General features: G+C 66.9%; 17 protein-coding genes. 7 read left to right on the top strand and 10 right to left on the bottom strand.

The features are described 5' to 3' along the window. Positions 1 to 19: 19 nt before the first annotated feature. The 4 genes from ADE01S_RS23765 to ADE01S_RS23750 form a co-directional block, all read right to left on the bottom strand. The gene (locus ADE01S_RS23765; RefSeq protein WP_207554425.1) at positions 20 to 2,326 is read right to left on the bottom strand and encodes a TonB-dependent siderophore receptor; all 2,307 of its coding nucleotides are present in this window, start codon (positions 2,324 to 2,326) and stop codon (positions 20 to 22) included. 376 nt (positions 2,327 to 2,702) lie between these two features. Next, positions 2,703 to 3,692 (bottom strand): FecR domain-containing protein, encoded by a 990-nt coding sequence (locus tag ADE01S_RS23760; protein ID WP_062684205.1) that lies wholly within the window; start codon positions 3,690 to 3,692, stop codon positions 2,703 to 2,705. After that, positions 3,689 to 4,234, bottom strand: coding sequence for a sigma-70 family RNA polymerase sigma factor (locus ADE01S_RS23755; protein ID WP_198317949.1), 546 nt, complete (start codon positions 4,232 to 4,234; stop codon positions 3,689 to 3,691). Before ADE01S_RS23755 ends, ADE01S_RS23760 begins: the two co-directional genes overlap by 4 nt. Positions 4,235 to 4,647: 413 nt before the next feature. Continuing rightward, the gene (locus ADE01S_RS23750) at positions 4,648 to 5,568 is read right to left on the bottom strand and encodes a helix-turn-helix domain-containing protein (RefSeq protein ID WP_062684203.1); all 921 of its coding nucleotides are present in this window, start codon (positions 5,566 to 5,568) and stop codon (positions 4,648 to 4,650) included. Between the two features lie 164 nt (positions 5,569 to 5,732). On the opposite strand from ADE01S_RS23750, the gene ADE01S_RS23745 reads away from it, so the two are divergent. Genes ADE01S_RS23745 through ADE01S_RS23735 form a run of 3 tightly spaced genes read left to right on the top strand, consistent with a single transcriptional unit; the run spans position 5,733 to position 9,996 of the window. Then, positions 5,733 to 7,724, top strand: coding sequence for a TonB-dependent receptor (locus tag ADE01S_RS23745; protein ID WP_062684202.1), 1,992 nt, complete (start codon positions 5,733 to 5,735; stop codon positions 7,722 to 7,724). A 41-nt stretch (positions 7,725 to 7,765) separates the two neighbouring features. After that, positions 7,766 to 8,788 carry a class I SAM-dependent methyltransferase gene (locus tag ADE01S_RS23740; protein WP_062684201.1) on the top strand — a complete coding sequence of 341 codons (1,023 nt, stop codon included), beginning with the start codon at positions 7,766 to 7,768 and terminating at the stop codon, positions 8,786 to 8,788. Further along, positions 8,785 to 9,996 (top strand): MFS transporter, encoded by a 1,212-nt coding sequence (locus tag ADE01S_RS23735; protein ID WP_062684200.1) that lies wholly within the window; start codon positions 8,785 to 8,787, stop codon positions 9,994 to 9,996. Before ADE01S_RS23740 ends, ADE01S_RS23735 begins: the two co-directional genes overlap by 4 nt. A gap of 163 nt (positions 9,997 to 10,159) precedes the next feature. Here the strand turns inward: ADE01S_RS23735 and ADE01S_RS23730 are convergent, their stop codons facing one another. Further along, entirely contained in the window at positions 10,160 to 10,663 is a 504-nt protein-coding gene (locus ADE01S_RS23730) for a CreA family protein (protein WP_062684199.1), read from the bottom strand. Between the two features lie 160 nt (positions 10,664 to 10,823). Between ADE01S_RS23730 and ADE01S_RS23725 the strand changes: the two genes are divergently transcribed. The 4 genes from ADE01S_RS23725 (at position 10,824) to ADE01S_RS23710 (ending at position 16,200) form a co-directional block, all read left to right on the top strand. Further along, positions 10,824 to 11,336 (top strand): sigma-70 family RNA polymerase sigma factor, encoded by a 513-nt coding sequence (locus ADE01S_RS23725; protein WP_062684198.1) that lies wholly within the window; start codon positions 10,824 to 10,826, stop codon positions 11,334 to 11,336. A gap of 16 nt (positions 11,337 to 11,352) precedes the next feature. Then, positions 11,353 to 12,366, top strand: coding sequence for a FecR domain-containing protein (locus ADE01S_RS23720; RefSeq protein WP_062684197.1), 1,014 nt, complete (start codon positions 11,353 to 11,355; stop codon positions 12,364 to 12,366). Between the two features lie 103 nt (positions 12,367 to 12,469). Next, positions 12,470 to 15,001 carry a TonB-dependent siderophore receptor gene (locus ADE01S_RS23715; protein ID WP_062684196.1) on the top strand — a complete coding sequence of 844 codons (2,532 nt, stop codon included), beginning with the start codon at positions 12,470 to 12,472 and terminating at the stop codon, positions 14,999 to 15,001. Further along, positions 15,001 to 16,200, top strand: coding sequence for a PepSY-associated TM helix domain-containing protein (locus tag ADE01S_RS23710; RefSeq protein ID WP_207554424.1), 1,200 nt, complete (start codon positions 15,001 to 15,003; stop codon positions 16,198 to 16,200). The genes ADE01S_RS23715 and ADE01S_RS23710 overlap by 1 nt, the downstream gene beginning before the upstream one ends. Positions 16,201 to 16,352: 152 nt before the next feature. Here ADE01S_RS23710 and ADE01S_RS23705 read toward each other — a convergent pair whose 3' ends face one another. The 5 genes from ADE01S_RS23705 to ADE01S_RS23685 form a co-directional block, all read right to left on the bottom strand. Beyond that, positions 16,353 to 17,192 carry a ParB N-terminal domain-containing protein gene (locus tag ADE01S_RS23705; RefSeq protein ID WP_062684231.1) on the bottom strand — a complete coding sequence of 280 codons (840 nt, stop codon included), beginning with the start codon at positions 17,190 to 17,192 and terminating at the stop codon, positions 16,353 to 16,355. Between the two features lie 23 nt (positions 17,193 to 17,215). Then, positions 17,216 to 17,827, bottom strand: a complete 612-nt coding sequence (locus ADE01S_RS23700; RefSeq protein WP_062684195.1) for an LON peptidase substrate-binding domain-containing protein — start codon at positions 17,825 to 17,827, stop codon at positions 17,216 to 17,218. Positions 17,828 to 17,836: 9 nt separating this feature from the next. Beyond that, positions 17,837 to 18,244, bottom strand: coding sequence for a carboxymuconolactone decarboxylase family protein (locus tag ADE01S_RS23695; protein WP_062684194.1), 408 nt, complete (start codon positions 18,242 to 18,244; stop codon positions 17,837 to 17,839). A 93-nt stretch (positions 18,245 to 18,337) separates the two neighbouring features. Beyond that, positions 18,338 to 18,973, bottom strand: a complete 636-nt coding sequence (locus ADE01S_RS23690) for an ANTAR domain-containing response regulator (RefSeq protein ID WP_062684193.1) — start codon at positions 18,971 to 18,973, stop codon at positions 18,338 to 18,340. 2 nt (positions 18,974 to 18,975) lie between these two features. After that, positions 18,976 to 20,139, bottom strand: coding sequence for a transporter substrate-binding domain-containing protein (locus ADE01S_RS23685; protein WP_062684192.1), 1,164 nt, complete (start codon positions 20,137 to 20,139; stop codon positions 18,976 to 18,978). Positions 20,140 to 20,144: the final 5 nt, after the last annotated feature.

Below are 20,144 nucleotides of genomic sequence, written 5' to 3'. Positions count from 1 at the left end.
GCTGGGTTGCCGAGCCGAGTCAGAACGAATAGCGCGCGGTCAATGTGACGCTGCGCGGTTCACCAAAGAAGTTGGCGTCCGTCATCGAGCCCACGCTGGCGTAGTAGCGGCGGTCGAACACGTTGTTCACGTTCAGCGCGAAGTTCAATTGCTTGTTCACGTCCAGCCCCGCGTTGAGCCCCACGACCGCATAGCCGCCCTGGCTCACGCCCCACGGCGTATAGATGCGGTTCTGCACGTGCAGCGATCCGCCCACGCGCCAGCGGTTCCATTCGCCAGGCAGGCGGTAGGTGGTGAAGAGCTTGAACAGGTGACGCGGGATGTTGGTGCCGTAGCGGTCGCCAACCGAGAACGTGCCGGTCGGATCGTAGCTGGAGGACTCGCCGCGGCGCTTGGCCGAGGCGTAGGTGTAGCCGGCCGCCAATTGCCAGCCGGGCAAGATCTCGCCGGAGATCTCGGCTTCGAAGCCCTGGCTGCGCACCTGGCCGGCCGGCGCGTAGCAGCTCGTCAGGCCGCCCTGGCATTGCGCGTTGGGCAATTGGTCAGGCAGGTTGTCCAGGTCGATGCGGAACACGGCCAGGCTCGTGTTCAGGCGGCCCTCCAGATACTCGCCCTTGATGCCCAGTTCATAGTTGGTGCCCTCCTGCGGTGCGAGCAGTCCGCCGCTGGCGGTGGCGTAGTTCTGCGGGTTGAAGATCCGCGTCCAGCTCGCGTAGACCGAATGCGCCGCGTCCAGGTCGTAGACCACGCCGGCATACGGCGTGAACTTGCGCACCACGTCGTACTTGCCTTCGCCGTAGGGATAGTCGCCGTCGTACTGCACCGTGTCCATGGAATACCAGTCCACGCGGCTGCCCAAAATGACGGAAAGCCTGTCGGTCGGACGCATCCGCGTCATGGCATACAGGCCGCTCTGCCTCACCTCCTGCTCCTTGCGCCATTCGCCGTATTCACCGATGGTGGGCAGCGGGATCGCGCCCGGATTCCAGTTCAGCGGATTGAATGTCGCCAGGGTGAAGTCGCCGTCCTGGGTGGCGCCGCCGCCGACATCGTGCCAGCTGCTGCGGCGATGGCTCGCGCCCACCACCAAGTCGTGCTGACGGCCGAACAGTGAGTACGGTCCGGAGAGCGAAGCGTCGAACGTCTCCTGGTCGCGGTCATAGTTGTAGCCCCCGCCGCGCAGCGTCATGGACGGGTCGCCGTTCTCGTCCCACGTCGACTGGCCAATGTACGTGCCCAGCATGTCCATCTTGCTGCGGATCGCGGCGGCCGCGAGCTTGCCCCTCCAGCCGTTGGCGAACTCGTGGTCGATGCCGCCGAAGATCGTGACGCTGCGCTTGTTCCAGTACGACCAGTCGGGGCTCATGCGTGTCGAGCGCGAAATCGGCAGGAAGCGGCCGTCGGGGTAGGTGCCCATGCCGTTCCAGTCGACGCCGGGATTGTCTTCCTTGCTGTACGAGGCGCCAAGGCTGACGGTGGTGCGCTCGGTAACGTCTGCCTCCAGGATGCCGTACAGCAGCGTGCGCTTGTTGCGGTAGCTGTCGATGTACGAATGCTTGTCCTGGTACGACATGACGCCGCGCGCGCGCAAGGTGCCGGCTTCATTCAGGGGGCCGCCCGCGTCCAGGTCGGCCAGGTAGTTGTCCCAGCTGCCGGCGGCGGCGGTGAACGAGCCCTGGAAGTCGCGCGTGGGGCGCTTGCGGATCAGGTTGATGGAACCGCCCGGTGTGCCCGCGCCCTCCATCAGGCCGGATACGCCGCGCACGATCTCGACGCGGTCGTACATCGACATGGGTCCGGTGGACAGGGCGGCCTCTTCGTACTCGATCGGCAGGCCGTCGACCATCAGGTTGTTGATCTGGAAGCCGCGCGAGGTGTAGCGCTCGCGTTCGCCGCCCCATTTGGTCACCGTGAGGCCGGGCGTCGCTTTGACGGCATCGCCCAGCGTCGCGATGTCCTGGTCCTCGATGCGCTGGCGGGTGATGACCGAGACCGTCTGCGGTGTTTCGCGCGGCGACAGTTCGAGCTTGGTGGCCGAGCCCATCGCGCGCGTGGTGTACGAGCCCGTGCCCTCCGTCAGGCCGGTGAGCGCGGTCGCGCTTACCGTCACTGCGGGCAGCACCGCGGCCTGCGGACCGGCGGGCGCGCGGCGCAGGACATAGCCGCCGTCTTCACGGCGCACGGCCTGCAGTTGCGTGCCCGCCAGCAGCGCGTCCAGCGCGGCCTGCGGAGCGTAAGCGCCTTGCAGGCCGGCGCTTTGGCGGCCGTCGGCCAGCGCGCTGGCGCCTGCGACGTAAATGCCCGACTGGTTGGAGAAATGCGTCAATGCCTCTGACAGGGGGCCGGCCGGGATGTCGTATTGGCGGGTTGCGCCAGATGCGGAGGGCGCGGCGGCGGGTGCCACTGCCGATTGCGCAAACGCGGGCGGTGCGATCGTCGCGGCCAGCGCGGCGGCCAGTGCCGTGACCGACGCGGCGTGTCGGACCGGGGTAAGACGCGATCCGCGCAAGGGATTCGGGGTCGCCCGCAGGCGCGGGGCGGTGTGAGGATGACGCATGAAATCCGGCTTCCAGATGACGGTGGGTTGAGGAGGCGCGGGCCCGCGCGCCGGTCGAACCGGTGGGCGGGGACAGCAAGACTCGCTTCCTTTCCCTGTAAGTCGGATAGGTCGGAAAAAAGCGGAACTGCGCAGTGAAGAGAGTTCAGGGCCGGGCGTCGATGCTGGTCCACCACGGCAATGGATGGCGGATCCGGATCGGCAGGACGTCAGCCAGCAGCGCCAGCGTCTGATCGGTGTCGTGCAGCGGAAAGCCGCCATACACGCGCAGGTCTGCCACGGCAGGGTCCAGGCTCAGATGGCCGCGGCGGTGGCGGCCCAGTTCGCGGATCACGTCGGCCAGGGCAATGTCGCGCGCCAGCAGGATGCCGCGCGTCCAGGCCTCGCGCGCGGGGTCGGCGGATGCGCTGTTGCCGATGCGATCGTGCGTGAAGCGCAGTTGGCGTCCGGCGTCCACCACCTGTAGGGCCTCTCCTGATCCGGTCAGGACCTCGACGGCCCCCTGGTAGACGGCCAGCAGCGTCGCGTCCGTCTCCTGGCGCACGGTGAAACGCGTGCCCAGCGCCCGCAGGCGGCCTTGCGGGGTATCGACCACCAGCGGGCGATCATCCTTGGCGGTATCGACGAGAATCTCGCCGGCGACCAGCGTCAGCCGCCGCAAGCCCGCGCGGTAGTCGACGTCCAGTGCGCTGGCCGAATTCAGCCAGACCTGCGTGCCGTCGGCCAAGCGCACCAGACGCGTCGCGCCCGTGGGGCTGCAATAGTCCGCCGTCATCGCCAGCGCGGTGTCGCGTACGGCCGGCACGCGCCATGCCACCAAGCCCAGCACGCCGACGCCGGCCAGCAATGCCAGCGCGCGGCGTCGAGGCCGGTGCTGCGTGCGTGCGCGCTGCAAGACGGCGGCGGCGGTCCGGGGATCGGGCTGCTCCTGCATCGGGGCAAAGCGCCGGCTGACGCTTTCGACATAGCTCCAGGCGCGTCGGTGGTCCTGGTGTCCCTCCAGCCAGCCGCGCCACGACGCTTGGTCGGCGGGCGTCGCGACGCCGGAGGACAGCAGCGCGAACCATTGCGCGGCCTGCTCCATCGCCGCGTGCGGGGGCAGCGCGTCTTGCACGGATGCGACCGTCACGCTCATGGCGTGTTGCCGGTCTGGGCCTGGGCCGGCGCGGGATGGTGGGCCTCGTGCAGAATGCAGTGCAGCGTGGCCTGCGCCACGTACTTGCGCACCATGCGTTCGGACACGCCCATTTCCGCGGCAACTTCGCGATGCGTCATCTCGCAGCCGACGGCCAGCACGAAGGCGCGCGCGGCGCGTTCGGGCAGAGCGCGCAGCATGGCGTCGATTTCCTGCAATGCCTGCAGCACGATGAGCTGATCTTCCGCCGAAGCCGCATAGGCCTCGGGACGCTGCGCCAGCGTTTCCAGCCATGCCTGCTCGACTTCCCGGCGGCGCCACAGGTCCGCGCACATGTTGCTGGCCATGCCGCGCAGGTAGGCGCGGGCATGACCGGCATCCGCGAATGCGCGGGGCTTGACCAGCAGCCGCAGGAACGCTTCCTGAGCGAGGTCGGCGGCTTCCCAGGCGTTGCCCAGGCGCCGGCGCAGCCAGTCCTGCAGCCAGGAGTGGTGCGCGACGTAGAGCGTGCCCAGGCTGTCTGAAGGCGAAGGGGGAGGCACGATGGTTGGGGTGCTTGCGAATACGAATTACTCGCAATTATTAAGCAAACCGTGACTAATGGCAATCAGAGGAGAAAGCGGACAAGCCCGACCGGCCGTAATGCGCCAGTTCGACCCGCCCACAGGCCGTGCCGTCAGGAGATACTACAAGCCAAGGTGAGAATGGCCGTTCCTGGCCGAAAGCGGACGTCAGCGAACGCCCCGACTAAGCCCATCAACGATCTACGCCACCAAGCCTTTAAAAAGTGCCCGATTACAACTTCTCAGCCCCAAGGTGGCGAAATCGTAGTCAGACACCCATTTCCCAGCCGCATTGAGCGCGATGCCGCAGCGCTCTAGCAACCGCGATTCGCCCATGCAGGCGGATACGCTGTCATAAGCCGCCGGGACTCGCGCCACCGCCAATCGGGAACTCAGCGGCGCTTGCCGAACACGGACTTGGGCGCGCGGCCGTGAAAGCGCGTGAAGGCCGCGCTGAAGTTGGCCGGGTGGCGATAGCCGACCCGGTAGGCGGCCTGCGCCACCTGGCAGCCGGTTTCCAGTAGTTCCCAGGCCCGCTGCATGCGCAACGCGGTCAGCAGCCGGTGCGGGCTGCTGCCGTACAACTTGCGGAAGCCTTCCTTCAGTTTGAATTCGTTCAGCCCCACGGCGATGCAGAGGTATTGCACGGTGAGGTCGCGGTCCATTTGCTCGCTCATGAGGGCGCGCGCTGCTTCCACGCGCGCAATGTCGGCCTGGCTGAGTCGGCCCGGTCCGGGCGCCGGCGCTAGGTCGCGCAGCTGGCGCGACAGCAGCGTCAAGGCTCGGATGTGCGTGTCCAGCGGGTCCGCGCCCGAGGCCAGCGCGGCGGCCGCCGCAGCCGATTCGGCGCTGGTCCGGATACGCGCCAGGCAGCGCAGCCGGCCCTCGCCCAGCAGCGCGTCGGCGCGCTCCTCGCCCGCGTATCGGCGCAATGTCTGCTCGCCCACCAGCAGCCTCAATTGCGATACGACGCCGGCGCCCAGGTAGCGGCGTTCTCCCTTGCTGCGCTGAAACGCCGTGACCGTGGTGTAGCCGCCGCGGAAGTCCAGCGCCGAGCCGTCCGCCCCCTGGTAGGCAGACACGCCCTGCATGGCCAGCGTGATGACCAGCGTGCGCGCGCCATAGCCGGCCGCGTTCTCCTCGATCAGGTCGCGCGCCGGCGCGTAGCGCGAATGCACCAGCGTCAGGCCGTCGTCCAGTTCCAGCCGGTCCGCGTGGCAGGCGCCCAGCTCTTGCGGGAGGGCCTGGCGCAGCCAGCCCGGACGGGGGCTCGCGGCGGGCTGGGCCAGCGTGGAAGAAATGCGCAGGGACATGGTTTTTTCCTGAGACGGCGCCCGGATCCTGCCGGCCGCTCCGATTTGCATACGAATGGATCCGGAACGCATACGGATGCTAATGATATTCGTTCGCATAAAGAAATACCATTTCCGGGACGGCCGCACAACGATGGCGGCCGCGACGCCGCACAGGAATCCCGATGATGAAGCCCCTCCCCTACGCGCCAGCCGCCTGCGCCCTGCTCTGGCTGGCCGCGGCGCCGGCCGCCCAGGCGCAGGCTCCCGCCGAGCTGTCCGCCATCACCGTCACCGCCGACAAGCAGGAACGCGCGCTCGAATCGGTGCCCGCCAGCCTGTCCGTGTTCGACGGCGACATTCTGGAATCCCAGGGCATCCACGACCTGCAAGCGTTGCAGACGATCACGCCGGGCCTGAGCTTCCAGCCTTTTGGGCAGGCTGGCGTGAATTCTCCCGTGATGCGCGGGCTGTCCGCCAATTTCTTTTCGTTCTCGACGTCGACCCTGCTGGTGGTGGACGGGGTGCCCACGCTGACCGCGCAAGGGTATGACGATCCCCTGCTGGCCATCGACCGCGTCGAAGTGCTGCGGGGGCCGCAATCCACGCTCTACGGCCGCAATGCCGAGGCCGGCGTCATCAACATCCACAGTCGCCAACCCGACAACACCGTCCGCGGCCAGTTCAGCGCGGAGGCCGGCAGCCGCGACCTGCGCGCGCTGCGCTTCGACGTCAGCGGCCCGCTGGTGGAAGACCGGCTCTACGCCAGCGTCGCCGGCACCTGGCGCAGCCAGGACGGGTTCATCGACAACACCTACACCGGCAAGCTTGAGGACGACCGCGAATTGCGCAGCGGCAAGCTGGCCCTGCGCTGGACGCCGTCGGCGCACACCGACGCCACCTTGCGCTATGCGCAGCAGGACTATCGCGACGGCGCCGCGCTGTGGGGCTCGCCGGGCGCGCCGCGCGCGACCGTCGCCTCGGGCACGCCCAGCTGGAACCGCTCCGTCGGCCGAAGCGCATCGCTGGCCGTGCGCCACGATTTCGAGTCGGGCCTGCGCCTGTCTTCCGTGACCGCCTGGAACGACTTCCGCGACCGCGTGCAGCAGGACACGGATTTCCTGCCCGCCGACCTGCTGCACATCGCCCGCGACCACCGATTCCGCAACCTGTCGCAGGAGTTCCGGCTGGAAGGCGATTGGGGCGGCGCGCGCTGGCTGGCGGGCGTGTATGCGGACGGAGACGACCACGACCTGCGCAACACGCAGAAGATGCCCCTGGGCCTGACACAGAGCGTGGTGAACCTGCGTGGAAACTCGGCGGCCGCCTTCACCCACTGGACGCTGCCGCTTGCCGAGCGCTGGACGCTGGAAGCCGGCGCGCGCGTCGAGCGCGACGACATCCGCTTCAGCCCGCAAGGCGATACGCGGCGCCGCTCCGACTGGACCCGCGTCACCCCGCGCATCGCCGTGCAGTATGCGTACGCGCCGCGCCAGCAGGTCTATGCCTCGGTGGCCGACGGTTTCCGCGCGGGCGGCTTCAACGTATTTTCTCCGGCCGCCGACTACGCGCCCTACCAGCCCGAAACCCTGCGCTCCTACGAGCTCGGCGCCAAGGGCTGGCTGGCCGGCAACCGCCTGCGCTACTCGGGCGCGGTCTATGTGATGACCGTGAAGAACATGCAGGTGCAGCAGATGCCGCTGCCCGGGCTGGTCTACGTGACCAATGCCGCGTCGGCGCGCTCCATCGGCGCGGAGTTCGAACTGGAATACTTGCTGGGTGACGGCTGGTCGCTACAGGCGGGCCTGGGGCTGAACCGCACGCGCTTCTCCAGCTTCCGGGACGGCGCCGCCGATTACGCCGGCAACGACAACCCGTTCGCGCCGCGCATCAACGGCTACCTGAGCGCGCGCTACGACGCGCCCGCCGGCTGGTACGCGCAGGCGTCCCTCGCCGGCACGGGCCGCGTCTACCTGGACGCCGCCAACCGCTACCGCCGCAACGGCTACGGGCTGGTCAACCTGGCCGCCGGCGCGACCGTGCGCCAGGTCGAGATCTCCGCCTACGTCAACAACCTCGCCAACCGCCGCTACGACGCCGTCGGCTACCAGAACGGCATTGTCACGGTCTACAGCCCGCCGCGTGAAATCGGCCTGCGCCTTACCTGGCGCATCTAGCGCTGTCCAAGCACGGCCTGAACAACAAGGAGCTTCGTTCCATGCCTATCCCTCATCCCCTGCAACACTATTGGGACCTGGCCGCCGCGCCGGTCCAGGGCCAGGCGCTGGACGCCGCGCTGGAACTCGGCGTGCTGGACCGGCTGACGCAACCCGCCAGCGCCGAAGAAGTCGCCGCCGCGCTGGCACTGGACCCGGCGCGCACCGGCCACCTGCTGGACCTGCTCTGGAGCATGGACCTGGTGCAGCGCGTGGAGGGAGATCCTATCCTTTACCTGTGCCGGCCCCACGCGCGCCAATACTTCTGCACGGGCCAGCCCGCCTGCTGCGCGGACGCATGGCGCTATCGCCTGGGCGCGCTGAATCGCTTCGGCGGACAGTTGGCCAGGCTGCTGCGGCGCGACGCCCCGCAGCCGGCGCCCTACGTGCAGACGAACGCCGCCGGCTGGGCCGACGCTGCGCGCGTGCAGATCGGCCAGGAACAGCGCGCCGTGGCCGTGCCCGCGGCGCTGGAGGCGCTGGACTGCGTGCCCGAGGCTCGCCAGGCGCGGCGCATCCTGGACCTGGGCGGCGGTCCCGGCCTGATCGCCATCGCGCTCGTGGAAAGCCGTCCCGATGCCAGCGGCGTCGTGTTCGACTGGCCGGAAACCGCCGCGGTGGCGCAGGAGAACATCGCTCGCGCCGGGCTGGCGGACAGGCTGGCGGTACGGGGCGGAGATCTGGCGCGCGACGACATCGGCCAGGGCTACGACCTGATCTGGTGCTCGTCGGTGCTGCATTTCCTGCCCGATCCGGCCGCCGCGCTGCGCAAGATGCGCGACGCGCTGGCGCCCGGCGGCACGCTGGTCATGGCGCACGCCGAAATCCCCGAGGACGCGAGCGCGGCCGCTCGCGTGCTGCCCTTCTATCTGCCCATGATGATGCTGGGCCGGAACGTGACGCGCGCGGGCGAACTGCGGCAGGCCTTGGCCGACTGCGGCTACACCGAGGTGCGAGGCTTCGACTCCGCGTCGTTCCCGCTGGCGCCGCTGCGGGTGCTGTCCGCGCGCAAGGCGGCGCCATGACGCCGGCCCTGCGCAACGGGCTGCGGCAGGCGCTGTTCGGTTGGCTCAACTTGGCGCTGACCGCGCCCGGCGTGTATTTATGGCTGGGCTTGCCGCTGGTGCTGCGCCAGCACGGCTGGACAGGCACCGCCATCGGATTGTTCCAGTTGGCCAGCCTGCCGACGGTGTTCAAGTTCCTGCTCGCGATGCCGCTGGACGGCCGCGGCCGGCGGCCCGGCGCCTATCGCGGCTGGGCGGCCGGCCTGCTGCTGGCCTATGCGGCGATCCTGTGCGCGCTGGGCTGGCGCGAACTGCTCGATGAGCAATGGACGCTGTTCGCGCTGGCCGCCGCGGCCGCGCTCGCCGGCACCTGGGCCGACGTGCCCGTCAATGCCCTGGCGATCCGCATCCTGCCCGCCTCCGGCCGCGCCTGGGCCGGCGGCATCCGCTCCATGGCGCTGTGCCTGGGCGCCATCGCCGGCGGCGGGCTGATGCTGCTGGCCCAGTCGCGCTGGGGCTGGCATGCGCCCTTTCTCATCATGGCAAGCGCGCTGGCCGTGGGCGCGGCGCTGACCCTGCTGGTCCGGAACGAGGGCGAGGCCGGCCAGCCGGACGAACCGGCCCGGATGCCGGCCACGTCCGCCCGCTTGCGCGCGTACTTCCGGCTGGACGCCAGCCGTCGCTGGCTGCCCTTGCTGGCGCTGCTGTTTCCGTTCATCGGTTCGGGCTGGTTCTACCTGAAGCCGCTGCTGCTGGACCAGGGCCTGCCCGCCGACCGCGTGGCATGGCTGGCGGGCGTGGCGGGCGGCGCCGTCGGAGCCGCCGCCAGCGTCGTCGGCGCCCGCGGACTAAAGCGCGCCGGCCCCCGCCTTGCGGTGCCCGCCCATGCGGCGGCGAGCTTTGCCGCGCTGCTCGCGCTGGCCGCTGCCGTTGCGCTGCAGGCGCCGCCCGTGGTGCTGATCGCCTGCGCGCTGGGCATCGCCGCCGCTATGGGCGCGACCGCCGCGCTCGCCTTCGGCCTGATGATGTCGCATGCGCGCCCCGGCCTGCAGGCGCTGGACTACGGCATCCAGTCCAGTGTGTTCTCGCTGACCCGGATCCTGGTCCCGGTCGCCGCCGGCATGATGCTGGACTGGGCCGGGCCGGCCTGGATGCTGGCGGCGCTTGCCGCCGCCGCGGCGGGCGTGCTGTGGCTGGCCTTGCGAACCGCGCCGGAACTGCGGGCCTAGGCCGGATTGCGGCGTCTGCTCGCTCATGACGGCACCAGTCTTCACCAGACTGACCTTGATGCCGTGCTCCGAGGCATTGCCAGGGAGGGTGCGGTCAGAGGGCTGGGCATGGAACCATGAGCCGCTAGAGCGCTGGCCAGCAGGCCGAGAATCGGCCCTGTCTTCATTTCTTGAGCGGGATGGGCGTGCCGTGGGGCACGGCCACGGCCGTCACGCTGTTCTGGGGCGAGCCTTCGATGATCCGGTCGGAATACGTCATATAGACCAGAGTATTGCGCTTGGCATCCACCATGCGCACCACGCGCAGACGCTTGAACAGCAGCGAGGTGCGCTCGGTAAACACTTCTTCCTGCTGTTTGAGCGGCTCGGTAATCTGTATGGCAGCTGTGACCTGGCAGACGATGGAGGCATCGGAGCGGTCCTCGGCCAGACCCAGCCCCCCCTTGATACCGCCGGTCTTGGCGCGCGAGACGTAGCAAGTCACGCCCTGCACTTTGGGATCGTCATAGGCGTCGACCACGATCTTGTGGTCCGGGCCAATCAATTTGAAGACGGTATCCACCGCGCCGATCTGTTCAGCATGGCTGACGTCTACAAGGGCTAGAGTTCCCACGGCTGCCGCTGCAGCGGCCAGGACGATGGAGAGAAATTTCATGGCGGTACGCATCGGAGTTGTCTGAAGTTTGCGAGTATGCAACATGGCGCTTGTGCGCGAGCAAGGAAAGCGGCTGTTCGTAAGAGGACGTGATCCATGCGATGCGCCATTAGTTCACTATGTATAATGCGATCAATTCTCATTTGATTCGCTGTTTCCATATTCTGTCCTCATGCCAGCCCAGGATCTACCTATTACCGATGATTTGGCAGGACTGTATGTCGAGCACGGCAAGTGGCTCCAGGGCTGGCTGCGCAGGCGCGTCGGCGACACTTTCGCAGCAGCCGACCTGGCGCAAGACACTTTTCTAAGCCTGCTGGACCGCAAGACCGCGGCTCTCGATATTCGGGAGCCACGTCCGTTTCTGGCGACGGTTGCGCGGCGGCTCCTCGCGCACCGCCACCGCCGGCAACTGCTCGAAACCGCTTATCTTGAGGCCCTCGCCTGCCTGCCGGAAGAAGTCGCTCCCTCGCCTGAAGCACAGTTGATGGCCGTCGAAAGCCTGCAACAGATCGACCGCGTGCTCGATGGCCTGCCTCCCAAGGTTCGAGAAGCTTTTCTGTTGGCGCACTTGGTCGAACTAAGCTATGCCGAGATTGCCGAGCGCTTGGGCACTTCGACCAGTTCGGTAAAGCAATATCTGACCAGGGCCAACCGCGAATGCATGTTCGCGCTGGCGACCTGAACCCAGGGCCTCTCACATGGCTTCTCACAGAGACACGCTGACCCTGCCTAGCGGCCGGATCATCAGCCGGGCCACCGCGGATGCTGCGGCGGACTGGCTTACGCTGCTGATGTCCGGAGAGGCTGGCGATGAACAGCAACGCCAATGGCGCCTATGGCGCCAGGCACACGCCGATCATGAGGCCGCCTGGCAGCACGTCGAATCTGTCACTGGCCGGATGAAATCGCTGGAGCGTGCGCCGGCTTACGCGGCCTTGTCGTCCTACGTCAACGCCGACCAGCCGCCCTCCACCGCCCGCCGACGGGTCACCCGAATGCTCCTGTGGGGAGGGATAGCCACCAGCGCCGGGCTGCTCGCTTCGCGCACTGACACCTGGCAGGCCCGCACGGCCGACTACCGCAGCAACACTGGCGAGCAACGCGACTTCACGCTAGAGGACGGTACGCGGCTGACGCTGAACACGGATAGCGCGGCAAATGTGCGCTTTGATGCGAACCTGCGCCGTATCCTGCTGGTGGCGGGCGAGATCATGATTGCGACTCGCCACGGGCCGGGGCTGGCCGATCCGCGGCCACTATCGGTGGTGACCGCGGAAGGCAGCATCCGTTCGCTGGGTACACGGTTCATCGTAAGGCAGCACGCTGGACGAACCAGTGTGGCGGTTCTGGAAAGCGCAGTGGAAGTCGCTCCCTGGGCCGGGGCCGGCAGTGCGAGCGTGCTGCACGCCGGCCAGCAGACCCGGTTCAGCCGCGATGCCGTCGAGGAGCCGCGCTCGATCAATGAACAGACCGACGCATGGGCGCGGGGGCAACTGGTGGCCGACGAGCAGCGGCTGGCCGAGTTCGCGGCCGAACTGGATCGCTATCGGACGGGCGTGCTGCGCGTCGATCCGCAAATCGCGAGTCTGCGCCTTTCGGGTGTCTTTCCACTGGCGGACACGGACCGGATCCTGGCCACGCTGCCCAGCGTGCTGCCGGTACGCGTGCAATGGCGCACCCGTTTCTGGGCGACGATCGTACCGGCCGATTGAGGCCTGGCGAAAAAATTTCTCGAATTGACTGCCCGATTGGCGTGTTCGGGGCACCTATCTGAGAGGGACCGGAAATTTCGGAGGTCCAATCCAGAGGAAGAACATGCCGAACCTGCACCGCGCCCACGATTCGGAGCGCCCCTATCCATCGTCTACCGCGCTTGCCGCCCTGACGCTGACCGTCGCCCTCGCGGCCGGCGCGCCGGCCGCCGTGCTGGCGCAAGGCGCCGCGCCTGCTGCAGCAGGGGCCGCCGTGGTCGACTTCAGGATTGCCGCCGGGCCACTGGCACCGGCTTTGCGTCAGTTGGCCAGCACGGCCAACATCATGTTGACCTTTACCGCCGAGCAAACCGAAGGCAAACGCACGGCCGGCGTGAACGGCCGCCATCCCACCGCGGGCGCGCTGAGCCTTTTGCTCGCGGGTAGCGGCTTGCGGGCCGTGCAACTGGACAATGGCGCGTTCGTGCTGCGAGTCGACGAAACGCTCGCGCCCGCCGCGTCCGACACCGCCACGCTGCCCATGGTCACGGTAACCGGCGCAACGGTGGCCGACGGCACCACCGAGGGCACCGATTCGTACACCACCAGCAGCATGAGCACGGCCACCCGGCTCAACCTGTCCATGCGCGAGACGCCGCAGTCGATCACCGTCATTACCAGCGAGCTCATCAAGGATCAGAACCTGCAGACGATCAACGACGTGGTGCAGGCTGCCCCCGGTCTGACCTACCGGCGCTTCGGGCCAGAGCGCGCTTCCTTTTATGCGCGCGGCATGTATGTGGACAACATCATGTTCGACGGCCTGCCCGTGAGCCTGGACAGCTCCAATCTGTCGCAGGACCTGTTGTCCACCGATATGGCCATCTATGACCGCGTGGAGATCGTGCGTGGCGCCACCGGGCTGGTGCAGGGCGCAGGGAATCCGTCGGCCGCCATCAACCTGGTGCGCAAGCGGCCGACCGATGTGCCGCAGGTGTCCGCCGACGTGAGCGCCGGCAGTTGGGACCACTATAGAGCCGAGTTGGACGCCTCCGGGCCGCTATCCAAGGACGGCAGCCTGCGCGGCCGCGCCGTGATCGCCACTCAGGATTACGGAAGCTACAAGCGCGGCGAAAACAGCAGTGGCCAGACTTTTTACGGGATCCTGGAAAAGGATCTGGCTGCCTCCACAACCCTCACGCTCAGCGCGCTGCATCAAGAGAGCCGGCTGCATGGCAATGGCTTTACCGGCTTGCCCGTGGCCCGCGACGGCAGTGATCTGGATCTGCCTCGATCCACATCCTATGCCAATGATTGGGAACATTGGAACAAGAACACCACCTCGGCATTCGTGGGGCTCGACCACCGATTCGGCAATGGCTGGCGGACGCATCTCTCGGCCTATTACGCGCAGGCCGAGGTCGACATGCTGGGCCATTACCTAAATTACAACGTCGCCACCGACAAATACCGCCAATTAGGCGCGCGCAACGCCCATAAGGAAAAGCAGAGCAGCGTGGACCTGTATGCCAACGGTCCCTTTGAATTGCTGGGCCGCACGCATGAACTGGTACTGGGCGCCAGCTACCGTAACGTCGATTTCGACGGCAACAGCCGCCAAGGCGTGGTTCTCTACGACAACCTCGATCTCTACGACTTCGACCCGAGCGCCGTCGCCAATCCCAACATCCCGCTGCGGGACTGGATGGACGCCGACATCACCCAGCAGAGCTTATACGCCACGACCCGCCTGAACCTGGCCGATCGGCTGAAACTGATATTGGGCGGACGGTTGGACTGGTTCGACTACAACGACACCGTCAACACGTATCCGAGCTTTACCGCCAATACGCCATCCGTCAGTGCGCATAACCGCTACCGCATCAATAACCAACTGACAAAGTACGCCGGCATCGTCTACGACTTGAACGACCAGCATTCGGTCTACGTCAGCTACACGGACATTTTCAAGCCTCAAAATTACATGGATGCCAGCAACAACCTGTTGGATCCGGTGATCGGGAAAAACTATGAAGTCGGTATCAAAGGCGAATACTTCGATGGCGCGCTGAATGCGTCGGCGGCATTGTTCCGCATGGATCAGAAAAACCGTGCCTTCCGCAGCACCGATCAGACCCAATGCGCCGGCTACCCGACTGTCACCTGCTATTCGGCCGCAGGCGAGGTACGCAGCCAGGGCGTGGAGTTTGAGTTGCAGGGCGCCATCACCCCCAACTGGCAGGTGAGCCTGGGCTACACGGTGGCGATCGCGCGCTATCGTAAGGATGCGAATCCCGACAATGTGGGCGAGCTGTTCGACACTGACACGCCGCGACACCTGTTCAAACTATCGACGATGTACCGGCTGTCTGGCGCCCTGCAGGGCTGGCGCATCGGCGGCTCGGTCTACCGCCAGGGCTCCATTTACAACGAGGGCACCACGAGCGGCGTGCCATTCCGCATCACCCAGAACGCCTACACCTTGGCCGACTTGGTGGTGGGCTGGCAGGCGACGCCGAAACTGGACGTGCAGCTCAACGTCAACAATATCTTCGACAAGAAGTACTACAACGCGCTGTCCGGCAATGTGAGCTTTCCGAGCAACGTCTATGGCGAGCCGCGCAGCGTGACGCTGTCGGCACGCTACCAGTTCTGATGCGCGGCGGCATGCGTGGCGCGATGGTGGTGCTGCACCGCTGGTGCGGCCTGTTCATCGCGGGTTTCCTGTTCGTCGCCGGCTTGACCGGCGCCGTGATCGCGTGGAATCACGAACTCGATGAGTGGGCCAATCCCAAGCTGTACGTGGCCGCCTCCGGCGCTGCAGCCAGTGCGCTTGCTCCTTTGGAGTTGGCGCGCCGGGTCGAGGCGGCTGATCCGCGCCTGCGGGTCAGCTTTGTGCCGCTAACGCTGGAGCAGGGCCATACGGCGATGCTGGGTGTTGCCGCGCGCATCGATCCCGCCACCGGCACGCCGTACGTCCTCGGCTTTAATCAACTGGCCGTGGATCCCGCCACCGGCCAGATCCAGGGGCAGCGGCAATGGGGCCAAATATCGCTGTCGCGCGAGCACTTGCTACCCTTTCTCTACAAGCTGCACTACACCATGCACATTCCCAAAGGCTGGGGAATCGAATTCGGGGTGTGGCTGATGGGTGTGGTGTCGGCGGTCTGGATTGTCGACGGTTTCCTGGCGCTCTGTATCTCATTTCCCAATGTGCGCAGCTGGCGTAAATCGCTGAGCTTCCGGCTGCGCCAGGGCGGCGCCAAACTCACTTTCGACGCACATCGCTCGGGTGGCGTGTGGGTATGGGGTCTGTTGCTGATGCTGGCTGTGACCTCGGTGTCGCTGAACCTGGGAACGCAAGTGATGCAGCCGCTGGTGTCGGTCTTCTCGACGCTCACGCCCTCGCCATTTCAGTCGCGCCAGGGCAGCCGCGAGCGGGAGCTGGCCGACCCGCTGCTACGTCGAGAGCAGGCTATCGCGGCAGCCGAGGCCGAGGGCCGCCGCCGAGGCTGGACTGCTCCCGCCGGGTCTCTTTTCTATGCGCAGCGCTTCGGTATTTATGGCGTGACGTTCTACACGCCGGAAGAAGACCGTGATGAGAACGGCATGGGGAACAACGTACTCTACCTGGACGGCGATACGGGTACGATCATCGGCGAAAGGGTGCCGGGTCAAGGCACCTGGGGCGACGTATTCATGCAGGCGCAGTTGCCGCTGCACTCCGGCCGGCTGCTGGGCACGCCGGGGCGCGTGCTGATATCGCTCATGGGAGTTTTTGTTGCGACGCTGAGCGTGACCGGCCTGCTGATCTGGCTGCGCAAACGTCGGGCACGAACCGGAAAATCCGTATGACTTAGTCGTTTGGCTGCCACTATTTGGTTGGAGCGCAACATGCGGAAATGGTAAAGGCGCCGTAGCGGGATTCAGAACGTCTGCACAGCCGAAAGTGGACACCGGCAGACGATTCGACCAGGGCCTGTGCGAGGTTCCTTTCTCCGAGGCACTCAGTCATCCCCTCCCCCCGCCTCACTCCTCGCCTCCGCCAGCGCCACCGTCAAATGCATCACCTTCTTCTTCAACTGATCCCGCTCATCCGTCAGCCGCGTCAGCAGGTCGCGCAACCGCGCCACCTCCGCCGGCAGATCCGCAATATTCTCGATGGGAATATCCGGCACCGCCTCGCGTGGCGGAGGCGCCTTGGCCTGGCGGACTTCACGAGCCGCCTGCTGTAGTTCCTTCCTGCCGCCAGCCACGGCCGCGGCCTGACGTTCAGGCGGCAACGTCGCCACCGCCGCCGCGGCGTTGATGGAGATGGCGCCATCCTTCACGGCCCGCACCAGCTCCGGCGCCGCAGCCTTCTGTATCTTCTCGATCTGGCCCAGCGTATTGCTGCTGATACGCGCAGCCCGGGCCAGGGCCTGGCGGCTCAGCGCCTGCGGCACGGGCGCGGCGGCGACCGGCGGCGGTTCGCCGGAGTCTTCGTCCCAAGGCGGATCATCTGGCGCCGGCGCCGAGGCGGTTCGCGCTTGCAGGATCTCCTTTTTGCGCAGCGCCAGCACCCCACGCTGGAAGTCAGACACGCTGCGCCGGCCCAGGTGGTTTTCGATCATCCAGAGGTGCACGTCCTCCATCGATTTGAAGGAGGTGTTCTGGCGGGTTTCGAAGGGGATGCCGTGCTTCATGCAGAGCGCGTGGCGGTTGTGGCCGTCGACCAGCAGGTCGCCCCACAGCACCAGGGCGTCGCGGCAGCCTTCGGCCAGCAGGCTGCGCTCCAGCGCGTCCCGCTCGTCGTCGGTCAAGGGGTCAATATAGGCACGCAGGCCTTCGTCTATCCTGATTTCCATGGTGTCCAAATACGGTTTTACGCCTACGCCAGCCCCTGCCCCCGCAGCACGTCCTGGACCGCCGCCAGCCTCGCCACCGGATCGGTCATGGCGAGCAAGGTGGCCTTGTCGTCGGGCGGCAGCGGCAGCAGTTCGCACCAGCGGTCGGCGACCCAGCCGCAGTCGTCCAGCCGGAACGGCGGGCCCAGGGGCATTCTTTCGGCGGGCACGCCATCTTGCTGCCACTGGGCGATCAGGCGTCCCAGGGCGTCGGCGCTGGGCTGCATGGCTTCGGGCACGGGCATGGGCGGATCGTCGGGGATGGGCTCGGCCTGGCCCATCCAAAGGCCGTATTTTGCCACCTCGCTGGAAAGCAGCCGGAAACGGCTCGTTCCGACGCAGCGCAGCTCCAGCAGCGCGGGCATGGGCGCGTCCCAGGCGTCGATGCGGGCCATCGTGCCGACGGGGGCCAGGGTTTCGACGCCTTCGGGCGTGCGGACCTCGCTGCCAGACAGCAGGCCCACCACGCCGAATTCGCTGCCGTCCGCGATACATCGTCGGATCATGTCCAGATAGCGCACTTCGAAGATGCGCAAGTGCAGCACTCCGGCGGGAAACAGCGCGTTGGACAACGGAAACAGTGGGATCAGCGACATGGCCGCCTCCTATTTCACGATGAAGGCCTCATCGACCGGCACCTGCATGGCGGTCACCAGCGCGTTGGTCTGCGCCGCCATGCCGATGACGGAGAGCAGTTCGGCATGCTGGCCGTCGGTCATGCCTTTGGCACGGGCGGCGGCGGTGTGGGAATGGATGCAATAGGTGCATCCGTTGGCCGTGGACACGGCGATGTAGATCAGCTCGCGCACCAGGGGCGAAAGCTCTCCTTCGGCCATCATGACCTGCTTGAGCTGCCCCCAGACCCGCTCCAGCTGGGGCGGGTCATTGGCCAGGGCGCGCCAGAAGTTGTTGACGAAATCCGCCTTGCGCGTGGCGCGGATGTCCTCGAACACCGCCCAGGCCCGCGGATTCCGGCGGATTTCCTCGTCCGACAGCAATCGCACCGTTGTCATGGCACTACGCTCCATCCATGTGTGAGAGGACGCGGAAGCACCGGCACGGTCCGTCCGCACAGACCCTCATTGGACTGGAAAGCGGCCGCGGGTTCAAGCGCCGCCGGACGACCCGGGGCGGCCGCCGCCCAGGCCCAGTTTTTCCATGGCTTCGCTGGCGTCGACGATCATGGCGGCGACCTCGGCCACGCTGACTCGCAGGCGGGTGGCGCGCCCGCGCATGTGCTCGTAGGCTTCGCGTTCGTCCAGGCGCTGGTGGTCCATGAGGACGCGGATGGCCTTTTCGATGACGCGCCGGGACTTGATGGTGCTTTCCAGCTTGTCGATCTTGTTCTGCTGGCGCAGCTGGAACATCCGGGCGGAGCGCGCCAGCACCAGGGTGCTGAGGATGCCGGCGGAGCGGAACGGGCGCGTGAGCACGCCGTGGGCATTGGTTTTGAGGAGCTGCTTGAGGGTGGTGGGGGTTTCGTATTCGGAGAGCGCGATCAAGGTGGCCTCGACCTCGCTGGCGGTCCAGGCGGCGCTGTTGCGGCCGCATTGGGAAACCTGGAAGAACACCACGTCGGCGCCGGCCGGCGGGCATTCGGGGAACGGCCAATGCAGATGGATGCGGCAGCCGATGCGCTTGAGCTGCTCGACCAGCAGGTCGCGGTCTTCGCCGGGCGGGTACACCACGGCGACCGCCACGCTGCGCAGGTCCTCGTAGAGGCGGCGTAGGCTATGGTCCATGCTCATTTCAACCAGAACTCGTCCAGGCCGAACGCCGTCAGGTAGGGGTCCGGCTTTACCGGCACGCCGCTTTCCCAGACGATGTCGAAGCTGCCGTCCGGCCTGCACACGCCAATGCGCGGCGTCAGCACGCAATGGTTGTTTTCGGCGAGGATGGACAGGCGGCCGTCCGGCGCGTCGAAGCCCACCTGGTGCACCGCCTGCACCAGCTTGCGGGTGTCCAGCGCGCCCACGCGCTGCAAGGCCCGCGCGAACAGGTGCACCTGGCTGTAGGAGGTTTCGGCGTACACGTTGGCGGGACGGTCGCCGAAGCGTTCGCGCCAGCGCGCCAGGAAGTGCGCGTTGCCGGGCGTGGCCACGGTGTTGAAATAGGTGGCGGCGGTGATGTGCCCGGCGCACAGCGCCGGCCCGACTTCGGCTACCTCGGCTTCGGTCATGGTGAGGCTGGCGATGGGGATGCTGGCCGCGGCCAGGCCGGCTTCGTGGTAGCGCTGGTAGAAGCGCTGGGCGTCCGAGCCGATCAGCGTGGAGAACACCACGTCGGGCCGGATGCGGGCGATGTCCTTCACCACTTCCAGGATGTCGCTCTCATCGCAGTCCAGCGGCAGATAGGTTTCGTCGAGGATTTCGCCGCCGTGCTCCTCCACGGTTTCGCGCATGATGCGGTTGGTTTCGCGCGGGTAGATGTAGTCGGCGCCCACCAGGAAGATGCGCGAGCCGCAGTGCTGGATGAGGTAGGCGGCCAGCTGCATGCTGCCCTGGTTGGGCGCGGCGCCGGTGTAGATGACGTTGGGCGAGTATTCGAAGCCCTCGTAGACCGAGGCGTACCAGAGCAGCGAATTGCTGCGCTCCACCACCGGCAGCATGGCCTTGCGGCAATGCGAGGTGCAGCCGCCGAAGATCACGTTGACCTCGTCGTCCAGCAGCAGGCGCGCGGCCAGGCGGCGGTATTCCTCGCAGTCGCTGCGGGGGTCGTAGGCGATGGGCTCCAGCGGGCGGCCCAGCACCCCGCCCAGCGCGTTGATTTCTTCCACGGCCAGCACCGTGCCGAAGAAATGCTGGGATTCGGTGGTGCCGCTGACGCCGCTGCGCGAATACAGCACGCCGATGCGCCACCCCGGGGCGGAAGCGCCGGCGTGGCTGGGCGGGGAGACGGATGAAGCCATGGATG

Origin of the sequence: Achromobacter denitrificans NBRC 15125 (assembly GCF_001571365.1) — a bacterium.
GTDB classification, from domain to species: Bacteria; Pseudomonadota; Gammaproteobacteria; order Burkholderiales; family Burkholderiaceae_B; genus Achromobacter; species Achromobacter denitrificans.
The sequence above is the reverse complement of the archived record's forward strand: the minus strand, read 5'-3'. Positions and strand labels throughout refer to the sequence as shown.